Here is a 17623-nt window from a genome sequence, read left to right as displayed (position 1 = left end):
CATGGCGCACGACCATTGGGAAAACTGCGTCGCCCATTTCGATACGCAGGTAGATCTTTTCGCCGAGGAGTATTTCGGCCGAACAGACGTTCATTGCTTGCTTGTTGCCGCGGCGGGGTTTGACCCTCGCTCTCTTGGCATAGCCACGCTGCTTGCCGGGCACCTTGGTGACCGCCTTTCAGGCCTTTTTATCCGCGAGGAGCGAGGAACTCCGGACGCAAGGCTTGTTGAGGCGGCCGACCGGAACGCGGCGCAGCTAAGAGAGTTGGTGCCTGGTTGCGAAATCGCTAGGGTCGACATCTTCGGGGATGACAACGCGCCGATCGCCGGCTTGCGTGTTGCCTCTGTCCTGCGAAGCTACAACGCGGCGGCCCAAACAACCGACGTGGTGCTCGACATGACGGCGCTGTCAATCGGCGTCGCCTTTCCTGCCGCCCGTATCCTGCTCGAATATTGTGAAGCGCGCGGCATCGCGTTCCACATCATGATAGCTTCTAACCCGGAGTTGGACGACGCCATCGCCAGCGAACCCGGTGATCGTCCTATGGCTGTCCGTGGCTTTGCAGGTATTGACCAAAGCAGTGCCGAGCTGGACGTAGCGAAGATCTGGGTGCCGCAGCTCGCCAAAGGACGCTCGTCCGCGCTTACCGAGATCGCCAGGTCGATCCGGGGGACCTACAAGATCTGTCCGGTAGTCCCATTTCCTGCACGCGATCCGCGCCGCGCGGACGCGCTGATCGCCGAGTACGAGACACAGCTCGTCGACGAGTGGCAGGTCGATCCACGCGATCTTGTCTATGTTTCCGAATCGAACCCGCTGGATTGTTATCGGACCTTGAGTACCCTTACTAAACGCTACTCCAATGCAGTCGATCAGATATTCGAGCCATCGATCATCCTTTCCCCGGTGGGCAGTCGTGTGATGGCCGCGGGAGCCCTTATGGCTGCGATCGAGCACAATCTTCCCGTCCAGTATATCGAAACGGTGCGCTATGACTTCGATCCGGCAAGTCCAACCGTCGCGGCCACACCTGACATGCGTGTCCACCTGCTTTTGTCAGGGCCTGCTTACCGCGAGCTCGGCATTGTGCCCGCCGTGATGGGGATCGGGAAAAGCTCCGCTGACGCAGCGAGCGACACGCCGGGATGAGCCGGTTCGGTGAAAAGCTTGATACGCTGCTGCGGACCACCGAGTTGGTCGCCACCGCGGATGTACTTCTGCTCGCCGAGGCCCTTCGACAAGGGCAGCATCGCCCGGCGGTCGCGATCGGGTCTGGCGGCTCGGCGATCACTGCACAGTATTTTGCGCGATGTAGGGAAACGCTGTTCGAGGCAGCGACCCAAGTCGTGACACCAGCGGAGTTTGTGCTGGCAAACGATAGCCTGGAGCAGAGCGACGTTTGGTTATTCAGCGCCGGCGCCAACAACGCGGATAGCATTGCCAGCGCGGTTGCCGCGCGCGCGCGCGGCGCGGCGCAGATTCATCTTCTGACGCGAAACCCCTCTGGAACCGCGGCCCAACTGCTCGCAGCCGATCCGCGCAACACCGTAGTTGGTTTTCCGGTTGCCGATGCCAAGGATGGATTTCTCGCCACCCATTCACTTTTTGGCTCAGTACTCGCGCTCCTATTCGCCAGCGATTTGGTGTCGGTTGATCCGTTGGGCGAGGCACTCGGCGCAGCGGTAATCGGGCGGGTGCGCGAGTTGCTGCGCCCCTCCAACAGGCAAGCCGTCCAGGCGCAGTTCGCTGATTTACGTAGCGACGACTTGCTACTTCTGGTTGCCGATCCTCAGCTGCGAGCAATTGCTGAGCTGATTGAAACCTCCGTCTGGGAGGCCGCGCTGTGTCCAATCCAGCGTACCGACCTGCGTAACTTCGCTCACGGTCGCCACACTTGGATACATCACCGGGGTGAACGGACCATCATCCTTGGTCTTGTGAGCGAGGATGGAGCCGACATCTGGGAGCGCGCAGACACGTTCTTGCCGCCAGCACTGCGGCGTCATGTCTTTACCTTCGGCAATGCCGGTCGCATGCGTATGGCGGCAGGGATAATCCAAGGCTTGATAATCGTGGAGGCGATCGGTGTTGCGACCGGTATCGATCCAGGAAAGCCCGGCATTGGCGATTTCGGGCGAAAGCTCTACGAAGATGACGGGCTGCTTGCTCTCGCCCGCCAGTTCGGGCCAGCAGTCCGTCACAAACGGGCGGCCGCACTTGAGCACGACGATGTATCGGAAGAACGCTTCTGTATTCGGGCGGCCAGCGCCGAACGACGTGAAACCCTTGCGGCTGCCCAAATCGGCGCAATAGTTTTTGACTACGACGGCACGCTCATTTCCGATGATGAACGCTTTGGACATCCGCGTGCCGCGATAATCAGTGAGCTGGTACGACTCAATGCGCTTGGCGTAAAAATCGCTTTCGCTACAGGCCGTGGTGGGTCCGGCGGCAAGGCGCTGCGTGCCGTGCTTCCGGCGGAGATGCACGATCACGTGCTGATCGGCTACTATAACGGTGCTTATGTCAGGCAGCTCAGCGTTGACATCGAGGTTGATCGCCCCCCCTCGGATCCCGATTTGGCGCAAACCTTATCTTGGCTCGAATCGCGTCCCGATTTATTTTTGGGAGCGTTTGGGGGGCGGTTCAGCGACGTGCAGATTTCAGTCAAGCTCGACAACCTTGCTGATCGCCTAGCTTTTCCAGTGGCTCTGACTGACTGTCCGCCAATTGCGTCGGGAACCATTCGGTTCAGGCGCTCAGGGCACAGTATTGATTTCTTCGCCGCTAGCACCAGTAAACTCAGTGTAGTCGATCGCTTAAGGCAGACGTTGCCGGACGGCGCAGCGATTTTCTGCATCGGTGACAGCGGCGCTCGTGATGGTAACGATAATGAGTTGCTGTCACACGCTCATGGGATAAGCGTTGGAACGGTCTGCGACCGCCGAGACGGCTGCTGGACGCTATTCGGTAAGGAGCTTACGGGCCCGGAGGCGCTTATGCGCTTACTTCAGGCCGTGAAACGGGAGGACGACGGGCGCGTTCGAATGGACGTCTTGTCGCTGGGGCTCGACAGTTTTGCCGAAATGAGTACAAAAAGAGAACATAATGACCCTGCGGCGTGATATGATTGATGTTGTCGGTACCGGCTTTACGGTGCTTGATCGCTTGTATGCCGATGGCGATTTTACCGCCGAGGCACTAGGCGGATCGTGCGGCAACGTGCTCGTGTCGCTTGCGATGTTGCACCGTCAAGTCGCACCCGTGCTCGCGCTGGGTCTCGACGAGATCGGTGAGCAATTGCTGGCAGAGTTTGAGACAGCTGGCGCCGACACACGTTACATCCATCGACATGCTGGACGTCGCTCTCCGGTGTTGCGCCAAGAGCTCGACACCCGCTCAGGCCAGCACAGCTTTAGCTTCACCTGTCGCGATACGTTTGAGGAATATCCTCGCTATCAACCCATCGGACATGAGGAGCTGCAATCGGCAACGGCGGCGCTGGAAAATTGTGCGCTTTTCTACACTGATCGCTTGTCGCCGGCGATCCTGGGCGCCATGGCCCAAGCTAATAGCGGTGGGGCGATCATCTATTTTGAGCCATCAGAAATCGACCATTCACTTTTCGCCGATGCGCTCGCAATCACTAGTGTGCTTAAATACTCGTCGGATCGTTTAGGTCCTGAGCTTGACGATATGGTTGCGGCGAGTGGCGCCATAGCGATCGTTACCTATGGTGCGGATGGCCTCGAGCTCCGTCATGGGTATGAGCGGATCTGGAGCGCGGCCTACCCCGTTGAGCAAGTAATGGACACCTGCGGATCGGGAGACATGGTCAGCGTCGGTCTGATAGACTGGCTGTTGGCGCGCGCTTCGCCGCGCCTCTCAAGGCTGGGTATCCATGACTTGATGGGCGGTGTCGCTGCTGGCCAGCGGCTTGCTGCAGAGAACTGTGCATTTGCCGGCGCACGCGGCGTGTTTCAACAGCGCGACGTTGCCTATGTCCGCTCTATCTTGGCTCGTGCGCGTTGCGACTTTCCGGCCTAGGCTGCTGCCGCCACCAGTGCTTCGCTGCGCAGTTCTGCGCGTAACTCCATCAGCAGTAGGCCAAGCATATTTTTTCCGACACCGTTTACTTCGCCCCACAACCGATTGACCTCATTGTCGACGGTGGCGCTTTCTACTAAGCGAGCGTTGCCAGTTGAGAGCAGCAGATTGTGTAGGTCGGAGTGTTGCTCGAACTTAGCCCTCAGCACCCCGCGCATGCGGTCGAATTTACTGGTCGACCAGCCTGGCGCGACGTCCCAATAGTATAAACCATGGGCGGCCATCGCTAGCAAGGCCGGCGATGGTGCGGTCATCAACCAGTCGCGGACAGCTTTTTTTCGAGGCTTGCCCGCTTGATAGGCATGTTCGCTCGTCGCAAAGCGCTCGCCCTCGAACACGATTTCGCGCCGATAGAGATTGCTGAACGCGCCATACGGTTTCTCGCTGGCTCGGTAGAAGCGGATTTCGTTCGCCATAATATACCATCTTGCAAATTTGCATATTTAGCTACATGCAAATTTGCATGAGGGCAACTGAAAATGAGATCTCGATCCTGCGAGATAAGATTGTCGCGGCGCGCATTGCTTGCTCGCTAACAGACACGCAGATCGGTGCCGTCGTCGGCGTTCATGCCAGTCAAGTCGGCCGCATCACGCGCGGCGAGTTCCGACGGATTAGCGAAAGCGTTGTGCAAATCTGCAAGGTTCTAGGGATTGAGACGGAATCAGCCGCGTTAGAGCCCAACGCGGAAACGGCAGCTTGGACTAAGCTGCAGGCGAGCTTGCGCGGACTGTGGGATAGGACGCCCGAGGGCGCCGACAAGATCGTGCGCGTACTCGACACAATCGGTGCCCTTCGCGATCGCTGACGTCTGGTTACCCTTCGCCGCCGAAGCGAGTTAAGTCGCACGGTGCCCCTGCTGAGCTAGGCCAATAGAAAGCACTTGCTGAGAGTGCTCTTGCATCTGAACCCGAACCGATGGAATCTGCCCCGGCTCGCCTAAATCGGCGAGCCGGGGCGTGGAAACCCTGCAGTGAAAGCTCGGTCGTCTTTTCGGCCGGGTGGCATGCGCGCATGTCCAGCCGGCAACGGTAAAGGCGTATGCGCCTGTTCACTGCAGGTTTCCAACATCCGGCTATCGAGCCGTCGCCCCACTGGACAGGACGCGACGGAGGCTTGGATGGCTCTCTTCGAATTTGGCGCTGCGAAGCGGCGCAAGGCGTGTCTCAAGCGGATCGAGACTGCGCTCAAGCTCGCTCAACGCGAGCTCCATAACATTCGCTATCATCAGGGCCTGATCATGCGATTGATCGGTGGGTATGATGGCGACGGAGAAGACCAAGAATGGTTGACCAACGCCTTCAGCCGCGCGGGGAGCTATCTCGCTATCGCCAGCGAGAACGTCGTGGTTGGCTTAGACAAGTCGCCCTGGCCACCATTCCGACGGCTGGTTCCACCGCTTGATCCTCGTGACCGCGCGATCGGCAATTTCATCCAAGAGTTCCGCCGCTTTCACTATGGACCAGCGCCACGAGCTCAGGAGACAGACGATGCGAGTGACGAATCGCCGACGCGGGCTGGCGGTGTGCTTGTCTTGAATGGGGAGCGCGAATTGCTAGGCACCATGCCTGCGCGACCGGTCGGCGCCTACCTCGATGACTACGAGGGCTACACCTTCATACCGACGGCCGGACCACTCGATGCCGACCAGCGAGAATGGCTGACCCACGCGATCTGGGGTGCCGGCGTAAATCTCCCGACAGACCATCTTCCAGATGACGCAACGCTACTGAGCCACGCGAAGTTCGCTGCCACCAAGCTCGATAGGTCGGCGGGCGGCGCTGGTCGCGTGCCAGCATCGTTGTCGCGTAGCGTGCACGTTAACGAGCGGACGCGGCAGCTCGATGCCGCTGAATCGTGAAATGACGACGATCATCGGGCACGAAATCTATGCCTGCCCGGTGTGCGGCGGTCACGTCGAGCTGCAGATATACGGCTCCGCCAACTCATGGACGTACCCAGCTACGCAACCGCTGCACCTGTCTGATCCGCAGTCGATCCGGTGCGCGGACGGCCACGCCTTCAGGCCTGAAAGCGCCCGGCTGCTGTGTCGGCAGCGATATGGCGACGTTAAAGCATACGGGCTGCTGGCAACGTTGTTCAGATGGCTTCGTCGTCAACTGCGCTGAACTGTCCGCATAATGATGCACCATGCAACGGGCGAATAGGTAAGACCGCCTTACGTGGCTCCTGATCGGCGATCAGGCCGTTGCTAGAGCAAGTGGCGAGGGGTTTCCGACGAGCTGAGCCCACCTCTGCCCTCCGCGCGCGACGTACGCGTGCGTGAGCCATCGGTCATAATATGCGGGCGGCCCGCAGTCACCGATTGAGCTCGTGACGGACAACCGCCGCTGCACGTTTGATCAGATCGGGGTCAAGTTCGATCGCCGCGACGAGAATGCGTGTCGATCGGCTGGGCTGGGTCCGACCGGCCTCAAGGTCTCTCAGTGCGGCGACAGTGAAGCCGAACGCGGCGGCGAAGTGCGGGCGATAGGGGAAGCCCAGCCTGTCTCTGAGCCACCAAAGGCGGTCAGCAAACCTCATCGTTGGTTTCGGAATATCAGTGCTCACTGCTGGCGCCGATCGAGCCTGAGCTAAGCGTGCACGGCGCGTAGCGGCCAATGCCGAGCGGATGCCTGCGGTGGAGCTGGTCGCTGACGCTTTGCGGCAGCGGTTCGACTAGGCGTCGAGCGATCGATTGAGAAGCGAGCGATGGTGACCTCGCGCAGTGTGTGATCACCGAATCTCTCCTCTATCTATGTTCATGTTTAGTTGGTGAGGATGGAGTTCGAGACAGAGGGGAGCAGCCCCACCCAAAATTGGTGAGGTGCTCCCCCTGTCTCTTGGTTCTCGTCATGCTCAGCCGGAGCCGGACGGAGCCCAAAGACCCGCTGGCGGCTCGACGTAGCCCCAGCGATCGCCTGCTTCTTAACGGCCGATTTCGTCGCCGACCGGAGGTCTAAGGGCATCAGGCTTTAGGGTGCCCCTCGGGTGTATGACCTCGCCCCACAGTACCCGGATCTCATCAGCGCTGCCGTCATAGAACCGACCACTGATGAGCAGGTGGTATCTTCAATTAGATGTTTGGCACGGGCTCCGATGTCGATCGGACGCGCCGCGCGTTGAGCCACGCCTCGAGATCTTGGCGTGAGTAGCGCACGAGCTTACCAAGCTTAAGGAACGGCGGGCCCATTCCGGCCACGCGCCATTTCTCGAGCGTGCTCTCAGCGATACCGCACATGCGGGATGCTGAAGCCGTATCTAATGCTTCATCGATGCGAGCCATCGGTAAACCTCCGCTCGCCTGCCCCAATTGGACAGTGCGCGGTCACCTTGCCGAAGATCGATGCGGATGAAGTGGGGGGTAAAAACTAAACTTTGCGGAGGCCCGGAACCTCAGCGAGACCCGCGATCATTTCGTCTGCGGCCGTTTTTGCCTCTTTGATCGAGTAATCCCGGCTCGATTTGAGTAGGGCTAGCTCTGCGTCTATGCGCAGGCCCATGTCGGCTAGCCGCCCCAACCTGCCCGACTCAAGTCTCCAATCCCGGACAGTGTCAGGAGAGAAGCTGCCCTTCTTCCCGCCTGGAAGACTGTATTTTGTCAGGAGTCGCGCAACCTCCTTGTTGGCCGAACCTGGATCTACGCCGTTCATAATCAAGAAGCGGCAAGCTAAGACCGCTCCGTATTGAACCACCCACTGCGCGCTACCCCCTTTAGGCTTGCGGCCGACTTTGATCGGCCGAAGGATGCCGTCGTGAGCACCTTGGGCGAGGCGGTCGATCCCCATTACAATGGCGACAAGGGGATCAATCAGCGGAGCGAGTTCGGGCGAGTGGCGGAACGTCGTCGTGACGGCTCGAACAGCCATTTGCATTGCAAGCAACATATGAGCCTGGTTGCCTTCCGCCAATGCGTACTCAGCGGCGGCTGTCCGCAGGTCGGAGCTGAGGGCGGCCTGCTGATCCGCCGTTAGCGGCGAGGCGGACGGCTCCTCGTCGTCGCGCTGCGCAGAGGGCGGCGTTACTTCGTCTTCGCTATGTGCCATGCCTAACGCTTGCTCGATCGCTGCTTGCGCAATCGCACCACATTGTGGCCAGCGCCTGTCACGGCGAGGATCTCAAAGACGAGCCGCGACCATTTCTCCAGCGCATTCCGCTTTTCTGGCAGATAGTTGTGGCGCTGGTAGATGCCGATGATGCCGCTGCGCGAGCCGGATACATGGTTTAGCACCGCCTCTGTTACCTCAAGCCGTACGCCCAGGCGCTGCAGCCCCGTTGCCATTGTCCGGCGTAGGTCGTGAAGGCGCCAAGGCTTGAGCTTCACCGCATCAGGATCGCCGCCGGCCTTCTTTGCCGCCTCAACGAGCTTAGCGTGCACGCTGGCATCGAAGCGCTTCTTCAGTTTGCTGAACCCACTGAAAGCCGACTTACCGGTCGTCGTGAACACGAAATCAGCGCGCTTCTGCTCTCTCGCCTTTTCAGAATGCGCCCGCGAGATCGAGCGCAGTACGACCATTGCGCCATCGCTCAATGGCACGATGTTCGTTGCGCCATTTTTGGTACGTGCGCCTGGGACTGTCCAAGTACCAGCATTCAGATCAACCTCGTCCCACGTCATGTTCGCCACCTCGCGCAGCCGCTGGCCGGTCAGAGCAAGCAGGCGAACAAGTGAGCCGTATGGGTAGGGGTGATCTTCGCTCGCGTCCCAAATCGCGCGCAGTTCATCATCCGAAAGCACTCGATCGCGGCTGGGCTGGACATGCGGCGGCTTCAGGTTGCGGATAGGGCTATCCGAGATGTCATGGCGTGACGCCGCCCAGCCGAAGAGTGTCGACATGGTCCGGTAAACCTTGAGAGCAGCGGAATTGCTTCGCTCCTGCACCTTGTCGATCAGCGCCAACGCATCCGCCGGCGTGATCTGCGAGATCAGCTTGTCCTTGAAGAAGGGCTTCAGATCACGCTCGATGATCCCCTGGGTCTCGCGAGCGACATTAGGCTTCTGACGAACGCGGGCATATTTCGAAAGATAGCTGTCAGCATAGCTTGCAAAGTTGAGCCGCTCGTTGGCCACTTTTGCGTCGGCGGCATTGCGCTTTGCGGCGCGCTCCTGTTCCACCCGCACGCGCTGTGCCTCGAAAGGGTCGATGCCTTTTCGGACGTCTTCCAGGATGTCGTGTGCGCGCTCTCGAGCTCGTTCTGCCGTCCAAGGAGAGCCGTGACCGCCGATCGTAACCCGACGTGTCTGACCACCGCGACCGCCAATGCGGTATTGGACAATATAGCTTTTTGCGCCACCGGCTGTCGCCATAACGCCGAAACCTTTGAGGCGATCGTCCCACAGATAGGACCGCGTCGCGCCAGTCTGTGGCAGCGGCATCTCGTCTACAGCGCGCTTGGTGATTCTGACGGCGGGCATATGCATCCTGGATAAGCACCGGACAATCACGGCAGTAGCAGGATAAGCACACATGCGGCAACATGCGGAAAGATATGTACCTGATATTTAGCAAATTATATGCGCCGCCCCAGTGCGGTGCTTAGGTTTCCTAAACCGAAGGTCGGGCGTTCGAGTCGCCCCGGGGCCACCATTCTTCGGCAGCGATGCGCTATGGCGTCGCCGCTGTCACCTTCCACACCGTGTTCGACCCGTCGTCGGCGATGAACAGCGCCTTGCGCGTCGCATCATAGGTCACGCCCACCGGGCGCCCGCGCGCCTTGCCGTCGGCGATGAAGCCGGTGACGAAATCGCGGGGCTTGCCCACCGGCCGGCCGCCGGCGAACTGCACGAAGGTCACCTTGTAGCCGGCGAGGTCCTTGCGGTTCCAGCTGCCGTGCTCGCCGATGAAGGCGCCGCTCGCATAGGCGGGGCCGAAGCCGCCGCCGGTGACGAAGCTGAGGCCGAGCGGCGCGACGTGCGAGCCGAGCGCATAGTCGGGGGTCACTGCCTTGGCGACCAGCTCCGGCTTCTGCGGGCGGACGCGCGGATCGACGGTCTTGCCCCAATAGCTGTAGGGCCAGCCGTAGAAGGCGCCTTCGCGCACCTGGGTCAGATAGTCGGGGACGAGGTGGGCGCCGAGCTCGTCGCGCTCGTTGACCACCGACCACAGCTCGCTCGAGGTCGGCTCGATGGCGAGCGCGGTCGGGTTGCGGATGCCGGTGACGAAGGTGCGGCGCGCGCCAGTGGCGGCGTCGATCTCCCAGATCACCGCGCGCTCCTCCTCGATCTCCATGCCGCGTTCGCCGACGTTCGAGTTGGAGCCGATGCCGACATAGAGCTTGGTCCCGTCGGCGCTGGCGGTCAGCGCCTTGGTCCAGTGGTGGTTCACCGCCGAGGGGAGCTTGGTCACTTCCTCGCCGGCACCGGCGATGCGGGTCGCGCCGTCGGTGTAGGCGAAACGCAGCAGCGCATCCTGGTTGGCGACGTAGATCGCGCCGTTCACGAAGGCGAGGCCGTAGGGCGCGTTCAGATTCTCGATGAAGGGCGTGTTCAGCTCATAGGTGCCGTCGCCGTCGGCGTCGCGCAGCAGGGTGAGGCGGTCGCCGCCCTTCACGCCGGTCTTGCCCTTGCTCTTGATGTAGCCGGCGATGACGTCCTTCGGGCGCAGCTTCGGCGCGCCGCCGCCGAGGCCTTCGGCGACCAGCACGTCGCCGTTCGGTAGCACGAGGATCTGGCGCGGCACCTTCAGCCCGGTCGCGATGGCGCTGATCGTGAAGCCCGCCGGCACGGTCGGCTTCGCCTCGCCCCACGGCGTCGGCTTGGCGATCTTCATCGGCGGGAGCAGCGTCTCGCTGCGCTCGGGGATCGGCGGCTGCGCGCCGGTCTGATCGAGATTGCGGCCATCACCGCCGCAGGCGGCAAGCGCGAGCGCCAGCGCGAGCGGCGCGGCGGCGGAGCGAAGGGCGCCGGTCATCGCGCGATCTCCCGGTTCGAATGGGCCACCCAGGCGGCGGCGAGAATCAGCAGGGTCGATATCACCGAGAGGATCAGGCCCATCGTCCCGACCGAGCTCCAGCCGTCCTTGCTGTGCTGGAAGGCGTTGATCAGTCCGGCGATCCACGCCGCGGCGACCAGCACCAGATAGGCGATGGCGCGCGGGCGACGGCCGCGCAGCGCGTCGATCGCCGCCCACAGCAGCACCGGCCCACCGAAGAGCACCGCGAAGCTGATCAGCCACGACGCGAAATTCGTCCACTGCAGCTGCGCGCTGTTCAGATAGACGATGTCGAACAGCAGCGCCGCCGGGAAGAAGGCGAGCGGGAACGCCAGCAGGATGGCGTGCAATGAATGCAGGGGGCGGGGGTTCGGCATGGGCCTCATTCCGTAACGCCGCCGTATTGGGCGGCTGTGAAAGGTGAACGGCGCGCGCGCCAAATGTTTCCGGTGCGTCGCTCTCAGGTAAGCGCGGGCAGCCGGTCGAGGTACTTGTCCAGCGTCAGCGGATAGTCGCGCACCCGGATGCCGGTGGCGTTATAGAGGGCGTTCGCCACCGCCGCGCCGGGGCCGCAGATGCCGAGTTCGCCGACGCCCTTCGCCTTCATCGGCGACACCACCGGATCGAGCGTGTCGAGGAACAGGCAGTCCTGGTGCGGGATGTCGGCGTGGACGGGCACTTCGTAGCTGGCGAGGTCGTGGTTGACGAAGAAGCCGAAGCGGGTGTCGACGGCCAGCTCCTCCATCAGCGCCGCGCCCGCCGACATCACCATCGCGCCGATCACCTGGCTGCGCGCCGACAGCGGGTTGAGGATGCGGCCCGCGTCGCACACCGCCAGCATGCGGCGGATACGCGTCTCGCCGGTGTAGGCGTCGACCGCCACTTCGGCGAAATGCGCCGCATAGGTGCCGACGTTATAGTCTTTCTGAAATTTGCCGAATTCGATGGCGTCCTCCGCTGATAGGGCGCCGGCTTCCGCCAGCGAGATGCGCCGATTGCCGACCTGGATGTGCCCGTCGGCGAAGGTCGCGGTGTCGCCGTCGAAGCCGAGCTTCGCGCCGATCTGGCGGCGCAGCGCGACGCAGGCGGCATAGACGCCGGCGGTCGAACTGGCGGCGCCCCATTGGCCGCCCGATCCGGCGGCGGCGGGATGGTCTGAATCGCCGAGCGTCACCTTCACGCGGTTCAGCGGCACGCCCATCGTCTCGGCGGCGGTCTGCGCGATGATCGTGTAGCTGCCGGTGCCGATGTCGGTCATGTCGGTTTCGACGATGAGGCCGCCCTGGCCGTCGAGGCGGACTCGCGCGGCTGACTTCATCGTCGGTGCGCCACGGAAGCCGGCGGCGACGCCGTGGCCGATCAGCCAGCGGCCCTCGCGCACCTGCCCCGGCTTCGGGTTGCGCGCCGCCCAGCCGAACTTCGCAGCACCCTCGCGCAGGCAGCGGACGAGATGGCGGTCGGAGAATTTCTGCTTCGGGTTGCCGGGGACCTTCCCCGTGGGCTCGTTGCGGATGCGAAGCTCGATCGGGTCGAGGCCGCACTTCTCCGCCAGCTCGTCGAGCGCGACCTCGAGCGCCAGATGCCCCGATGCCTCGCCCGGCGCGCGCATGGCGTTGCCCTCGGGCAGGTCCATCACGGCGGTGTGGTTGGCGATCAGCCGGTTGGCGCCGGCGTAGAGCACCGGCGTCTGCATGGTGGCGTTCTCGGCATCCTCGCCGGCCTGATTGCCGGTCCAGTTCTCATGCCCGATCGCGGTGATGCGGCCGTTCTTGTCGGCGCCGAGGCGGATGCGCTGGATGGTGGCAGGACGGTGCGTGGTGTTGTTCGCCATCAGCGGCCGCTGCAGCGCGACCTTCACCGGGCGGCCCACCTGTTTGGCGCCGAGCGCCGCCAGCACCGCGTCGGCGCGGATGAACAATTTCCCGCCGAAGCCGCCGCCGACATAGGGGGAATCGAGGCGGACGTTCTTCGGGTCGAGGCCGAGGATCTGCGCGATGGCGCCCTTGCCCCAGGCGATCATCTGGTTCGAGGTCCAGATCGTCAGTCTGTCGCCGTTCCACGCCGCGATGCTGGCGTGCGGCTCCATCATCGCGTGGCTCTCGTCGGGGGTGGTGTATTTCTCGTCGACCTTCACCGCGGCGGCGGCGAAAGCGCCCTCGAAATCGCCGATCACCTTGCGGCCGGGCTCGCCATCGCGTCCCGGCACCAGCGGCGCCGACGGCGCGAGCTTTTCGAGGTCGAAGCGACCGGGCACCCGATCATAGCGGGTGCGGATCAGCGCGGCGGCGGCGCGCGCCTGCTCGAACGTCTCGGCAACCACGCAGGCCACGGCCTGATGATAATGGGTGATCGCGGCGCCGCCGAACAGCGGCACGGTGTTGTAGTCGCTCTTCGGCAACTGCTTCATGTCGGTGGTGGCGATGACCGCCAGCACGCCCGGCGCCGCGCGCGCCTCGGCGACGTCCATCGATACGATGCGGCCCTTGGCGATGGCCGAGCCGAGCACATAGCCATAGGCCTGGTTCGGTGCGACATCGTGCCGTTCATAGGCGTAGGGGGCCTTGCCCGTCGTCTTCAGGGGGCCATCGATGCGCGGCGTCGACTTGCCGACGATCTTGGCGTTGTCGAACAGATTGGGGCCGGCGGGGGCGTCGAACTTCATGGCTCAGCGCCCCTTCGCATCGGCCAGCACGCCGGCGAGCGTTCGCTCGGCGAGCAGCAGCTTGAACCTGTTGTCCTCGGTCGGGCGCGCGTCGGCAAAGATGCGCGCCGCGGCAGCCTTGGCACCTTGCGGCAGGCTGCTCTCGGCCGCCTCGACGCGCCACGGCTTCGGCGCCACGCCGCCGAACGCCACGCGCGCGCTGCCGTCCTTCTGGATAACGGCAGCGACCGAGACGAGGGCGAAGGCGTAGGAGGCGCGGTCGCGGACCTTGCGATAGACCTGCGTGCCGCCGGCAGGCTTCGGCAGGGTGACGTGCGTCACCAGCTCGCCGCGCTCCAGCACGTTGTCGCGCTCGGGCGCGGCTTCCGGCAGGCGGTGGAAGTCGGCGATGGGGATGCGTCGCTGGCTGCCGTCCGCCTTCACCGTCTCGACCGTCGCGTCGAGGACGCGCAAGCCCACCGCCATGTCGCCGGGGTAGGTCGCGATGCATTTGTCGCTGGGGCCGATCACCGCCAGTTGCCGTGAATAGCCGCCGATCGCGGCGCAGCCGCTGCCCGGCGCGCGTTTATTGCAGGGCTGGTTGGTGTCGTAGAAATAGGGGCAGCGGGTGCGCTGCATGAGGTTGCCGGCGGTGGTCGCCTTGTTGCGCAGCTGGCCGCTCGCCCCGGCGACGATGGCGCGGGTCAGCACGCCATAGTCGCGGCGAATGCGCTTGTCCGACGCCAGCGCGGTGTTGGTGACCAGCGCACCGATGCGCAGCCCGCCGTCGTCGCCGCGCTCGATCCTGTCGAGCTTCAGCTCCTGCACGTCGACGAGGTGCGTCGGCGTCTCGATCTCCAGCTTCATCAGGTCGAGCAGATTGGTGCCGCCCGCGAGGAATTTGGCTTGCGGGTTGCGGCCGACGATGGCGGCGGCGTCGGCGGGCGATTTGGCGCGCTCGTAGGTGAAGGCCTTCATGCGCGCTTCCCCGCAACCTCGGCCATCGCCTCGACGATGTTCGAATAGGCGCCGCAGCGGCAGATGTTGCCGCTCATCCGCTCGCGCATCTCAGGCGCGCTCATCGCCGGGGCCTTGCCGATGTCGTCCTGTACATGGCTCGGCACGCCGCGGCGGATTTCGTCGAGTACCGCCACCGCCGAACAGATCTGCCCGGGCGTGCAGTAGCCGCACTGGTAGCCGTCATGCGCGATGAAGGCGGCCTGCATCGGGTGCAGCTTCTCGGGGGTGCCGAGGCCTTCGATGGTGGTGACCTCGTCACCCTCATGCTGGACGGCGAGGCTGAGGCACGAGTTGATCCGCTCGCCGTTCACCATGACGGTGCAGGCGCCGCACTGGCCGTGGTCGCAGCCCTTCTTGGTGCCGGTGAGCTTCAGCTCCTCGCGCAGCAGGTCGAGGAGCGTGGTGCGCGTATCCAGCTCCACCCGCTGCGCCGCGCCATTGACCTTCAGCGACACCGCCATCTTCGGCGGCGCGGTCGGTGTGGCGAGCGGCGCCGCGTCGGCCGGATCGGCGAGAGAGGTTGCCGCCACGCCGGCGGCACCGCCGACAATCACATCGCGACGCGAAAGACTGAAATTCGAACTGTCGTGCATGCGGACGCTCCTCCACCCGACACAACGCGCCAGCGACGATCGTTGCTCCACCGTTATCAGCGCGACGAAGCGGCTCAGGCCGCCCCGTCGCGCAGGTCGTAAACAAGCTTAGATCGGCGGCGTTTCAGGTACGCCGCGGTCGGGCTGATCGTGGTCAGGCCCGACGGGCGGCACCTCGGGCGTCTCCTGCGCGGGGATTTCGTCGGGCGAGGGCCGCGCCGGGGTTTCGGGCGGCGATTGCGGGTCGATGCGATCGGGCGAGGGGTCGGGCTGGCTGGCCATGGGGCTTCTCCTAGTTGGAAGGGGGAACAGTTAGCGCGCGGCACGGGTTCCGAGATGACGAGCAGCGGAGGGACGATTGGCGACCGGCACGACATGGATGCCCTATTGCGGCGCGGCGCCCGGGCCGGCCGAGATGCTGTCGCGCTGGAATTTTGATCCGCTGCTGCTGGCGGCGCTGGCGGTATCGGTGCTCGCGTGGCGCTGGCGCTTCGGTCTTTCCAAGCCGGCCATCGCCGGTTTCGCGCTGATGGCGCTGCTGTTCGTCAGTCCGTTCTGCGCGCTCAGCTCGGCGTTGTTCGCCAGTCGGGTGGTGCATCATCTGCTGCTGACCGTCGCTGTCGCGCCCTTGCTCGCGGTCGCGTTGCCACGCTCGGCATCGCACCTCGCGCTGTGGACCGCCGGCCATGCGCTGATCTTCTGGGCGTGGCACGCGCCCGCCCTCTACGGCTGGGCGCTGTCGAACGATAGCGGCTACTGGCTGATGCAGTTGACCATCCTCGGCAGCGCGGTCGGCTTCTGGCGGGCGGCGCTTGCCGCGCCCGCGCCGGTCGGGGCGGCGGCGCTGTTCGCGACGATGGTGCAGATGGGGCTGCTCGGCGCGCTGCTCACCTTCGTGCCGCGCCCGCTCTATGACGCGCATCTGCTCGGGCCGCTGCTGTGGGGGCTGACCCCGCTCGAGGACCAGCAGGCGGCGGGGCTTATCATGTGGGTGGTCGGCGGCGCCGCCTATCTGATCGCCGCGCTGACCCTCGCCGGCCGCTGGCTCGGCGACGACCGGCGGGCGGCGGTATGATGGAGGGCGCATGATCGAGCGGCTGCGCGCCTGGGCGCGCGAGCATTCGGAGCGTGATCGCTACACGCCGGTCGGCATCGCCTTCCACTGGATCATGGCGGCGCTGGTGATCTTCCAGCTCGGCTGGGGCTGGTACATGGCGGTGGTACCATCGGGCGGCGACAAGCTGCACGCGTTCGAGGTGCACAGCGCGATCGGTTTGCCGATCCTCGTTCTCGGTACCGGCCGGCTGATCTGGCGAATGATCATCCCGGCGCCCGACAACAGCGAAGGCGTGCCGCGCTGGCAGATGCGGATGGCCCGGGCGACGCATTACGCCTTCTATATCTGCTTCTTCGGCCTGCCGCTGAGCGGCTGGGCGATGTGGTCGGCGGTGGTGACGCCGGGGCCGCTCTATCTGGCGGGGATCATCCCCTGGCCGCAGCTGCCGCTGCACACGCTGTCGACCGATATGCAGTGGCGCGTGCTCGGCGCGGCGGAGACGGTGCATCAGATTCTGGTGTGGACGCTCGCGATCCTCGTTCCCGCGCATGTCGGCGCGGCGCTGAAGCATCACTTCTGGGACAGGCACGACATCCTGCGCGGCATCATTCCCGAGGTGCCGGACGAGTCCCCGGAAGGGCCGAAGCGTGCGCCGCGACCGATCTGATCTCGGCCTCCGACAGTTTCGCCGCGATTCGTTGCATCAGATTGTCGGGGTCGTTGCGCCGCTCGCCCTGCTGCCACAGTCGCATCTGCTCGGCGAGGTAGAGTTCGGGCTGGCCGCCGAGCGCCGGATTGCCGGGACCGGCGCCTTCGCCCGAGCGGCCGTGACAGGTGGCGCAAGGCGCAAGGCCGCGCGCCGGATCGCCTTCGGTATAGAGCGCCGAGGCGGGCACCGGCGCCGGCACGGCCTCGAAGCGCATCGCGGCATAATAGGCCGACACCTGCTGGCGGCCTTCCGGTGTCAGCCGCTTGGCGATCTCCTGCATCGGCGCATGCCGCCTGCGCCCGAGCGTATAGTCGTCGAGCTGCCGGTTGAGGTAGCCGACATCGAGCGCTGCCAGCCGCGGCGCGCCGGCGCCGTCGCCGCGTCCGTCGAGGCCGTGGCAGGTGAAGCAGGCGTTGGCCGCGCCGGCATCGCCGCCCGACAGCGCGATCAGCTCGCCGGTCTTCGTGAACGGATCGCTCGCGGGCGCGCCGCCGCAGCCGGCGAGCAGCGTCAGCCACAGCAGAGCAGGAAAAGCGGAGCGCCCGGTCACGCGAGTGGAACAG

At 64.1% G+C, this 17623-nt stretch carries 20 protein-coding genes; 8 read left to right on the top strand and 12 right to left on the bottom strand.

Annotated features, from left to right (window positions below; translation table 11 throughout):
• Nucleotide 1: 1 nt before the first annotated feature.
• Genes ACFOMD_RS01435 through ACFOMD_RS01425 form a run of 3 tightly spaced genes read left to right on the top strand, consistent with a single transcriptional unit; the run spans nucleotide 2 to nucleotide 4048 of the window.
• Nucleotides 2-1150: a hypothetical protein gene (locus tag ACFOMD_RS01435; protein ID WP_380855695.1), complete on the top strand. Its 1149-nt coding sequence runs from the start codon at nucleotides 2-4 to the stop codon at nucleotides 1148-1150.
• Entirely contained in the window at nucleotides 1147-3126 is a 1980-nt protein-coding gene (locus tag ACFOMD_RS01430) for an HAD hydrolase family protein (RefSeq protein ID WP_380855692.1), read from the top strand. Before ACFOMD_RS01435 ends, ACFOMD_RS01430 begins: the two co-directional genes overlap by 4 nt.
• Complete coding sequence (locus ACFOMD_RS01425) at nucleotides 3110-4048, top strand: PfkB family carbohydrate kinase (protein WP_380855689.1); 939 nt, start codon at nucleotides 3110-3112, stop codon at nucleotides 4046-4048. The genes ACFOMD_RS01430 and ACFOMD_RS01425 overlap by 17 nt, the downstream gene beginning before the upstream one ends.
• Here ACFOMD_RS01425 and ACFOMD_RS01420 read toward each other — a convergent pair.
• Nucleotides 4045-4524, bottom strand: coding sequence for an NADAR family protein (locus ACFOMD_RS01420; protein WP_380855686.1), 480 nt, complete (start codon nucleotides 4522-4524; stop codon nucleotides 4045-4047). The two genes, ACFOMD_RS01425 and ACFOMD_RS01420, sit on opposite strands and share 4 nt — an antisense overlap.
• 47 nt (nucleotides 4525-4571) lie before the next feature.
• On the opposite strand from ACFOMD_RS01420, the gene ACFOMD_RS01415 reads away from it, so the two are divergent.
• The 3 genes from ACFOMD_RS01415 (at nucleotide 4572) to ACFOMD_RS01405 (ending at nucleotide 6237) form a co-directional block, all read left to right on the top strand.
• Nucleotides 4572-4916 (top strand): hypothetical protein, encoded by a 345-nt coding sequence (locus ACFOMD_RS01415; protein ID WP_380855683.1) that lies wholly within the window; start codon nucleotides 4572-4574, stop codon nucleotides 4914-4916.
• 312 nt (nucleotides 4917-5228) lie between these two features.
• The gene (locus ACFOMD_RS01410; RefSeq protein WP_380855680.1) at nucleotides 5229-5969 is read left to right on the top strand and encodes a hypothetical protein; all 741 of its coding nucleotides are present in this window, start codon (nucleotides 5229-5231) and stop codon (nucleotides 5967-5969) included.
• Between the two features lies 1 nt (nucleotide 5970).
• Nucleotides 5971-6237, top strand: coding sequence for a hypothetical protein (locus tag ACFOMD_RS01405; protein WP_380855677.1), 267 nt, complete (start codon nucleotides 5971-5973; stop codon nucleotides 6235-6237).
• A gap of 190 nt (nucleotides 6238-6427) precedes the next feature.
• On the opposite strand, the gene ACFOMD_RS01400 is transcribed toward ACFOMD_RS01405, so the two are convergent.
• From ACFOMD_RS01400 to ACFOMD_RS01355, 10 genes are all read right to left on the bottom strand, one after another.
• Nucleotides 6428-6652 carry a helix-turn-helix domain-containing protein gene (locus tag ACFOMD_RS01400; protein WP_380855674.1) on the bottom strand — a complete coding sequence of 75 codons (225 nt, stop codon included), beginning with the start codon at nucleotides 6650-6652 and terminating at the stop codon, nucleotides 6428-6430.
• 532 nt (nucleotides 6653-7184) lie between these two features.
• Nucleotides 7185-7394, bottom strand: a complete 210-nt coding sequence (locus ACFOMD_RS01395) for a helix-turn-helix transcriptional regulator (RefSeq protein ID WP_380855671.1) — start codon at nucleotides 7392-7394, stop codon at nucleotides 7185-7187.
• 85 nt (nucleotides 7395-7479) lie between these two features.
• A complete protein-coding gene (locus ACFOMD_RS01390) occupies nucleotides 7480-8154 on the bottom strand; it encodes a hypothetical protein (RefSeq protein ID WP_380855668.1) in 675 nt (224 codons plus the stop codon).
• Between the two features lie 2 nt (nucleotides 8155-8156).
• Nucleotides 8157-9524 carry a tyrosine-type recombinase/integrase gene (locus ACFOMD_RS01385; protein ID WP_380855665.1) on the bottom strand — a complete coding sequence of 456 codons (1368 nt, stop codon included), beginning with the start codon at nucleotides 9522-9524 and terminating at the stop codon, nucleotides 8157-8159.
• A 190-nt stretch (nucleotides 9525-9714) separates the two neighbouring features.
• Nucleotides 9715-11019: a PQQ-dependent sugar dehydrogenase gene (locus ACFOMD_RS01380; protein ID WP_380855662.1), complete on the bottom strand. Its 1305-nt coding sequence runs from the start codon at nucleotides 11017-11019 to the stop codon at nucleotides 9715-9717.
• Entirely contained in the window at nucleotides 11016-11417 is a 402-nt protein-coding gene (locus tag ACFOMD_RS01375; RefSeq protein ID WP_380855659.1) for a DUF2231 domain-containing protein, read from the bottom strand. The genes ACFOMD_RS01380 and ACFOMD_RS01375 overlap by 4 nt, the downstream gene beginning before the upstream one ends.
• An 83-nt stretch (nucleotides 11418-11500) precedes the next feature.
• Nucleotides 11501-13702: an aldehyde oxidoreductase molybdenum-binding subunit PaoC gene (gene paoC, locus ACFOMD_RS01370; RefSeq protein ID WP_380855656.1), complete on the bottom strand. Its 2202-nt coding sequence runs from the start codon at nucleotides 13700-13702 to the stop codon at nucleotides 11501-11503.
• A gap of 3 nt (nucleotides 13703-13705) precedes the next feature.
• Nucleotides 13706-14659 (bottom strand): FAD binding domain-containing protein, encoded by a 954-nt coding sequence (locus ACFOMD_RS01365; protein WP_380855653.1) that lies wholly within the window; start codon nucleotides 14657-14659, stop codon nucleotides 13706-13708.
• The gene (gene paoA, locus ACFOMD_RS01360; RefSeq protein WP_380855650.1) at nucleotides 14656-15294 is read right to left on the bottom strand and encodes an aldehyde dehydrogenase iron-sulfur subunit PaoA; all 639 of its coding nucleotides are present in this window, start codon (nucleotides 15292-15294) and stop codon (nucleotides 14656-14658) included. The genes ACFOMD_RS01365 and paoA overlap by 4 nt, the downstream gene beginning before the upstream one ends.
• 108 nt (nucleotides 15295-15402) lie before the next feature.
• Complete coding sequence (locus ACFOMD_RS01355; RefSeq protein ID WP_380855647.1) at nucleotides 15403-15576, bottom strand: hypothetical protein; 174 nt, start codon at nucleotides 15574-15576, stop codon at nucleotides 15403-15405.
• Nucleotides 15577-15652: 76 nt separating this feature from the next.
• Here ACFOMD_RS01355 and ACFOMD_RS01350 point away from each other — a divergent pair, with 76 nt between their 5' ends.
• A complete protein-coding gene (locus ACFOMD_RS01350; protein ID WP_380855644.1) occupies nucleotides 15653-16369 on the top strand; it encodes a cytochrome c oxidase assembly protein in 717 nt (238 codons plus the stop codon).
• A 10-nt stretch (nucleotides 16370-16379) separates the two neighbouring features.
• The gene (locus ACFOMD_RS01345) at nucleotides 16380-17018 is read left to right on the top strand and encodes a cytochrome b (RefSeq protein ID WP_380855641.1); all 639 of its coding nucleotides are present in this window, start codon (nucleotides 16380-16382) and stop codon (nucleotides 17016-17018) included.
• Here the strand turns inward: ACFOMD_RS01345 and ACFOMD_RS01340 are convergent.
• Complete coding sequence (locus ACFOMD_RS01340; protein ID WP_380855638.1) at nucleotides 16957-17610, bottom strand: c-type cytochrome; 654 nt, start codon at nucleotides 17608-17610, stop codon at nucleotides 16957-16959. The genes ACFOMD_RS01345 and ACFOMD_RS01340 overlap by 62 nt on opposite strands.
• Nucleotides 17611-17623: the final 13 nt, after the last annotated feature.

Origin of the sequence: Sphingoaurantiacus capsulatus (assembly GCF_042648405.1) — a bacterium.
Classification (GTDB): Bacteria; Pseudomonadota; Alphaproteobacteria; order Sphingomonadales; family Sphingomonadaceae; genus Sphingoaurantiacus; species Sphingoaurantiacus capsulatus.
Note: the sequence above shows the minus strand (reverse complement) of the source record. Positions and strands in the feature narration are given on the sequence as shown.

Excerpts from the sequence above, each read along its gene's own strand:
- ACFOMD_RS01435 (WP_380855695.1), top strand. The coding sequence starts at position 2 with ATGGCGCACGACCATTGGGAAAACTGCGTCGCCCATTTCGATACGCAG.
- paoC (WP_380855656.1), bottom strand. The coding sequence starts at position 13,702 with ATGAAGTTCGACGCCCCCGCCGGCCCCAATCTGTTCGACAACGCCAAG.
- ACFOMD_RS01430 (WP_380855692.1), top strand. The coding sequence starts at position 1,147 with ATGAGCCGGTTCGGTGAAAAGCTTGATACGCTGCTGCGGACCACCGAG.
- ACFOMD_RS01390 (WP_380855668.1), bottom strand. The coding sequence starts at position 8,154 with ATGGCACATAGCGAAGACGAAGTAACGCCGCCCTCTGCGCAGCGCGAC.
- ACFOMD_RS01415 (WP_380855683.1), top strand. The coding sequence starts at position 4,572 with ATGAGGGCAACTGAAAATGAGATCTCGATCCTGCGAGATAAGATTGTC.
- ACFOMD_RS01405 (WP_380855677.1), top strand. The coding sequence starts at position 5,971 with ATGACGACGATCATCGGGCACGAAATCTATGCCTGCCCGGTGTGCGGC.
- ACFOMD_RS01355 (WP_380855647.1), bottom strand. The coding sequence starts at position 15,576 with ATGGCCAGCCAGCCCGACCCCTCGCCCGATCGCATCGACCCGCAATCG.
- ACFOMD_RS01385 (WP_380855665.1), bottom strand. The coding sequence starts at position 9,524 with ATGCCCGCCGTCAGAATCACCAAGCGCGCTGTAGACGAGATGCCGCTG.
- ACFOMD_RS01375 (WP_380855659.1), bottom strand. The coding sequence starts at position 11,417 with ATGCCGAACCCCCGCCCCCTGCATTCATTGCACGCCATCCTGCTGGCG.
- paoA (WP_380855650.1), bottom strand. The coding sequence starts at position 15,294 with ATGCACGACAGTTCGAATTTCAGTCTTTCGCGTCGCGATGTGATTGTC.
- ACFOMD_RS01410 (WP_380855680.1), top strand. The coding sequence starts at position 5,229 with ATGGCTCTCTTCGAATTTGGCGCTGCGAAGCGGCGCAAGGCGTGTCTC.
- ACFOMD_RS01420 (WP_380855686.1), bottom strand. The coding sequence starts at position 4,524 with ATGGCGAACGAAATCCGCTTCTACCGAGCCAGCGAGAAACCGTATGGC.
- ACFOMD_RS01395 (WP_380855671.1), bottom strand. The coding sequence starts at position 7,394 with ATGGCTCGCATCGATGAAGCATTAGATACGGCTTCAGCATCCCGCATG.
- ACFOMD_RS01365 (WP_380855653.1), bottom strand. The coding sequence starts at position 14,659 with ATGAAGGCCTTCACCTACGAGCGCGCCAAATCGCCCGCCGACGCCGCC.
- ACFOMD_RS01345 (WP_380855641.1), top strand. The coding sequence starts at position 16,380 with ATGATCGAGCGGCTGCGCGCCTGGGCGCGCGAGCATTCGGAGCGTGAT.
- ACFOMD_RS01380 (WP_380855662.1), bottom strand. The coding sequence starts at position 11,019 with ATGACCGGCGCCCTTCGCTCCGCCGCCGCGCCGCTCGCGCTGGCGCTC.
- ACFOMD_RS01425 (WP_380855689.1), top strand. The coding sequence starts at position 3,110 with ATGACCCTGCGGCGTGATATGATTGATGTTGTCGGTACCGGCTTTACG.
- ACFOMD_RS01400 (WP_380855674.1), bottom strand. The coding sequence starts at position 6,652 with ATGAGGTTTGCTGACCGCCTTTGGTGGCTCAGAGACAGGCTGGGCTTC.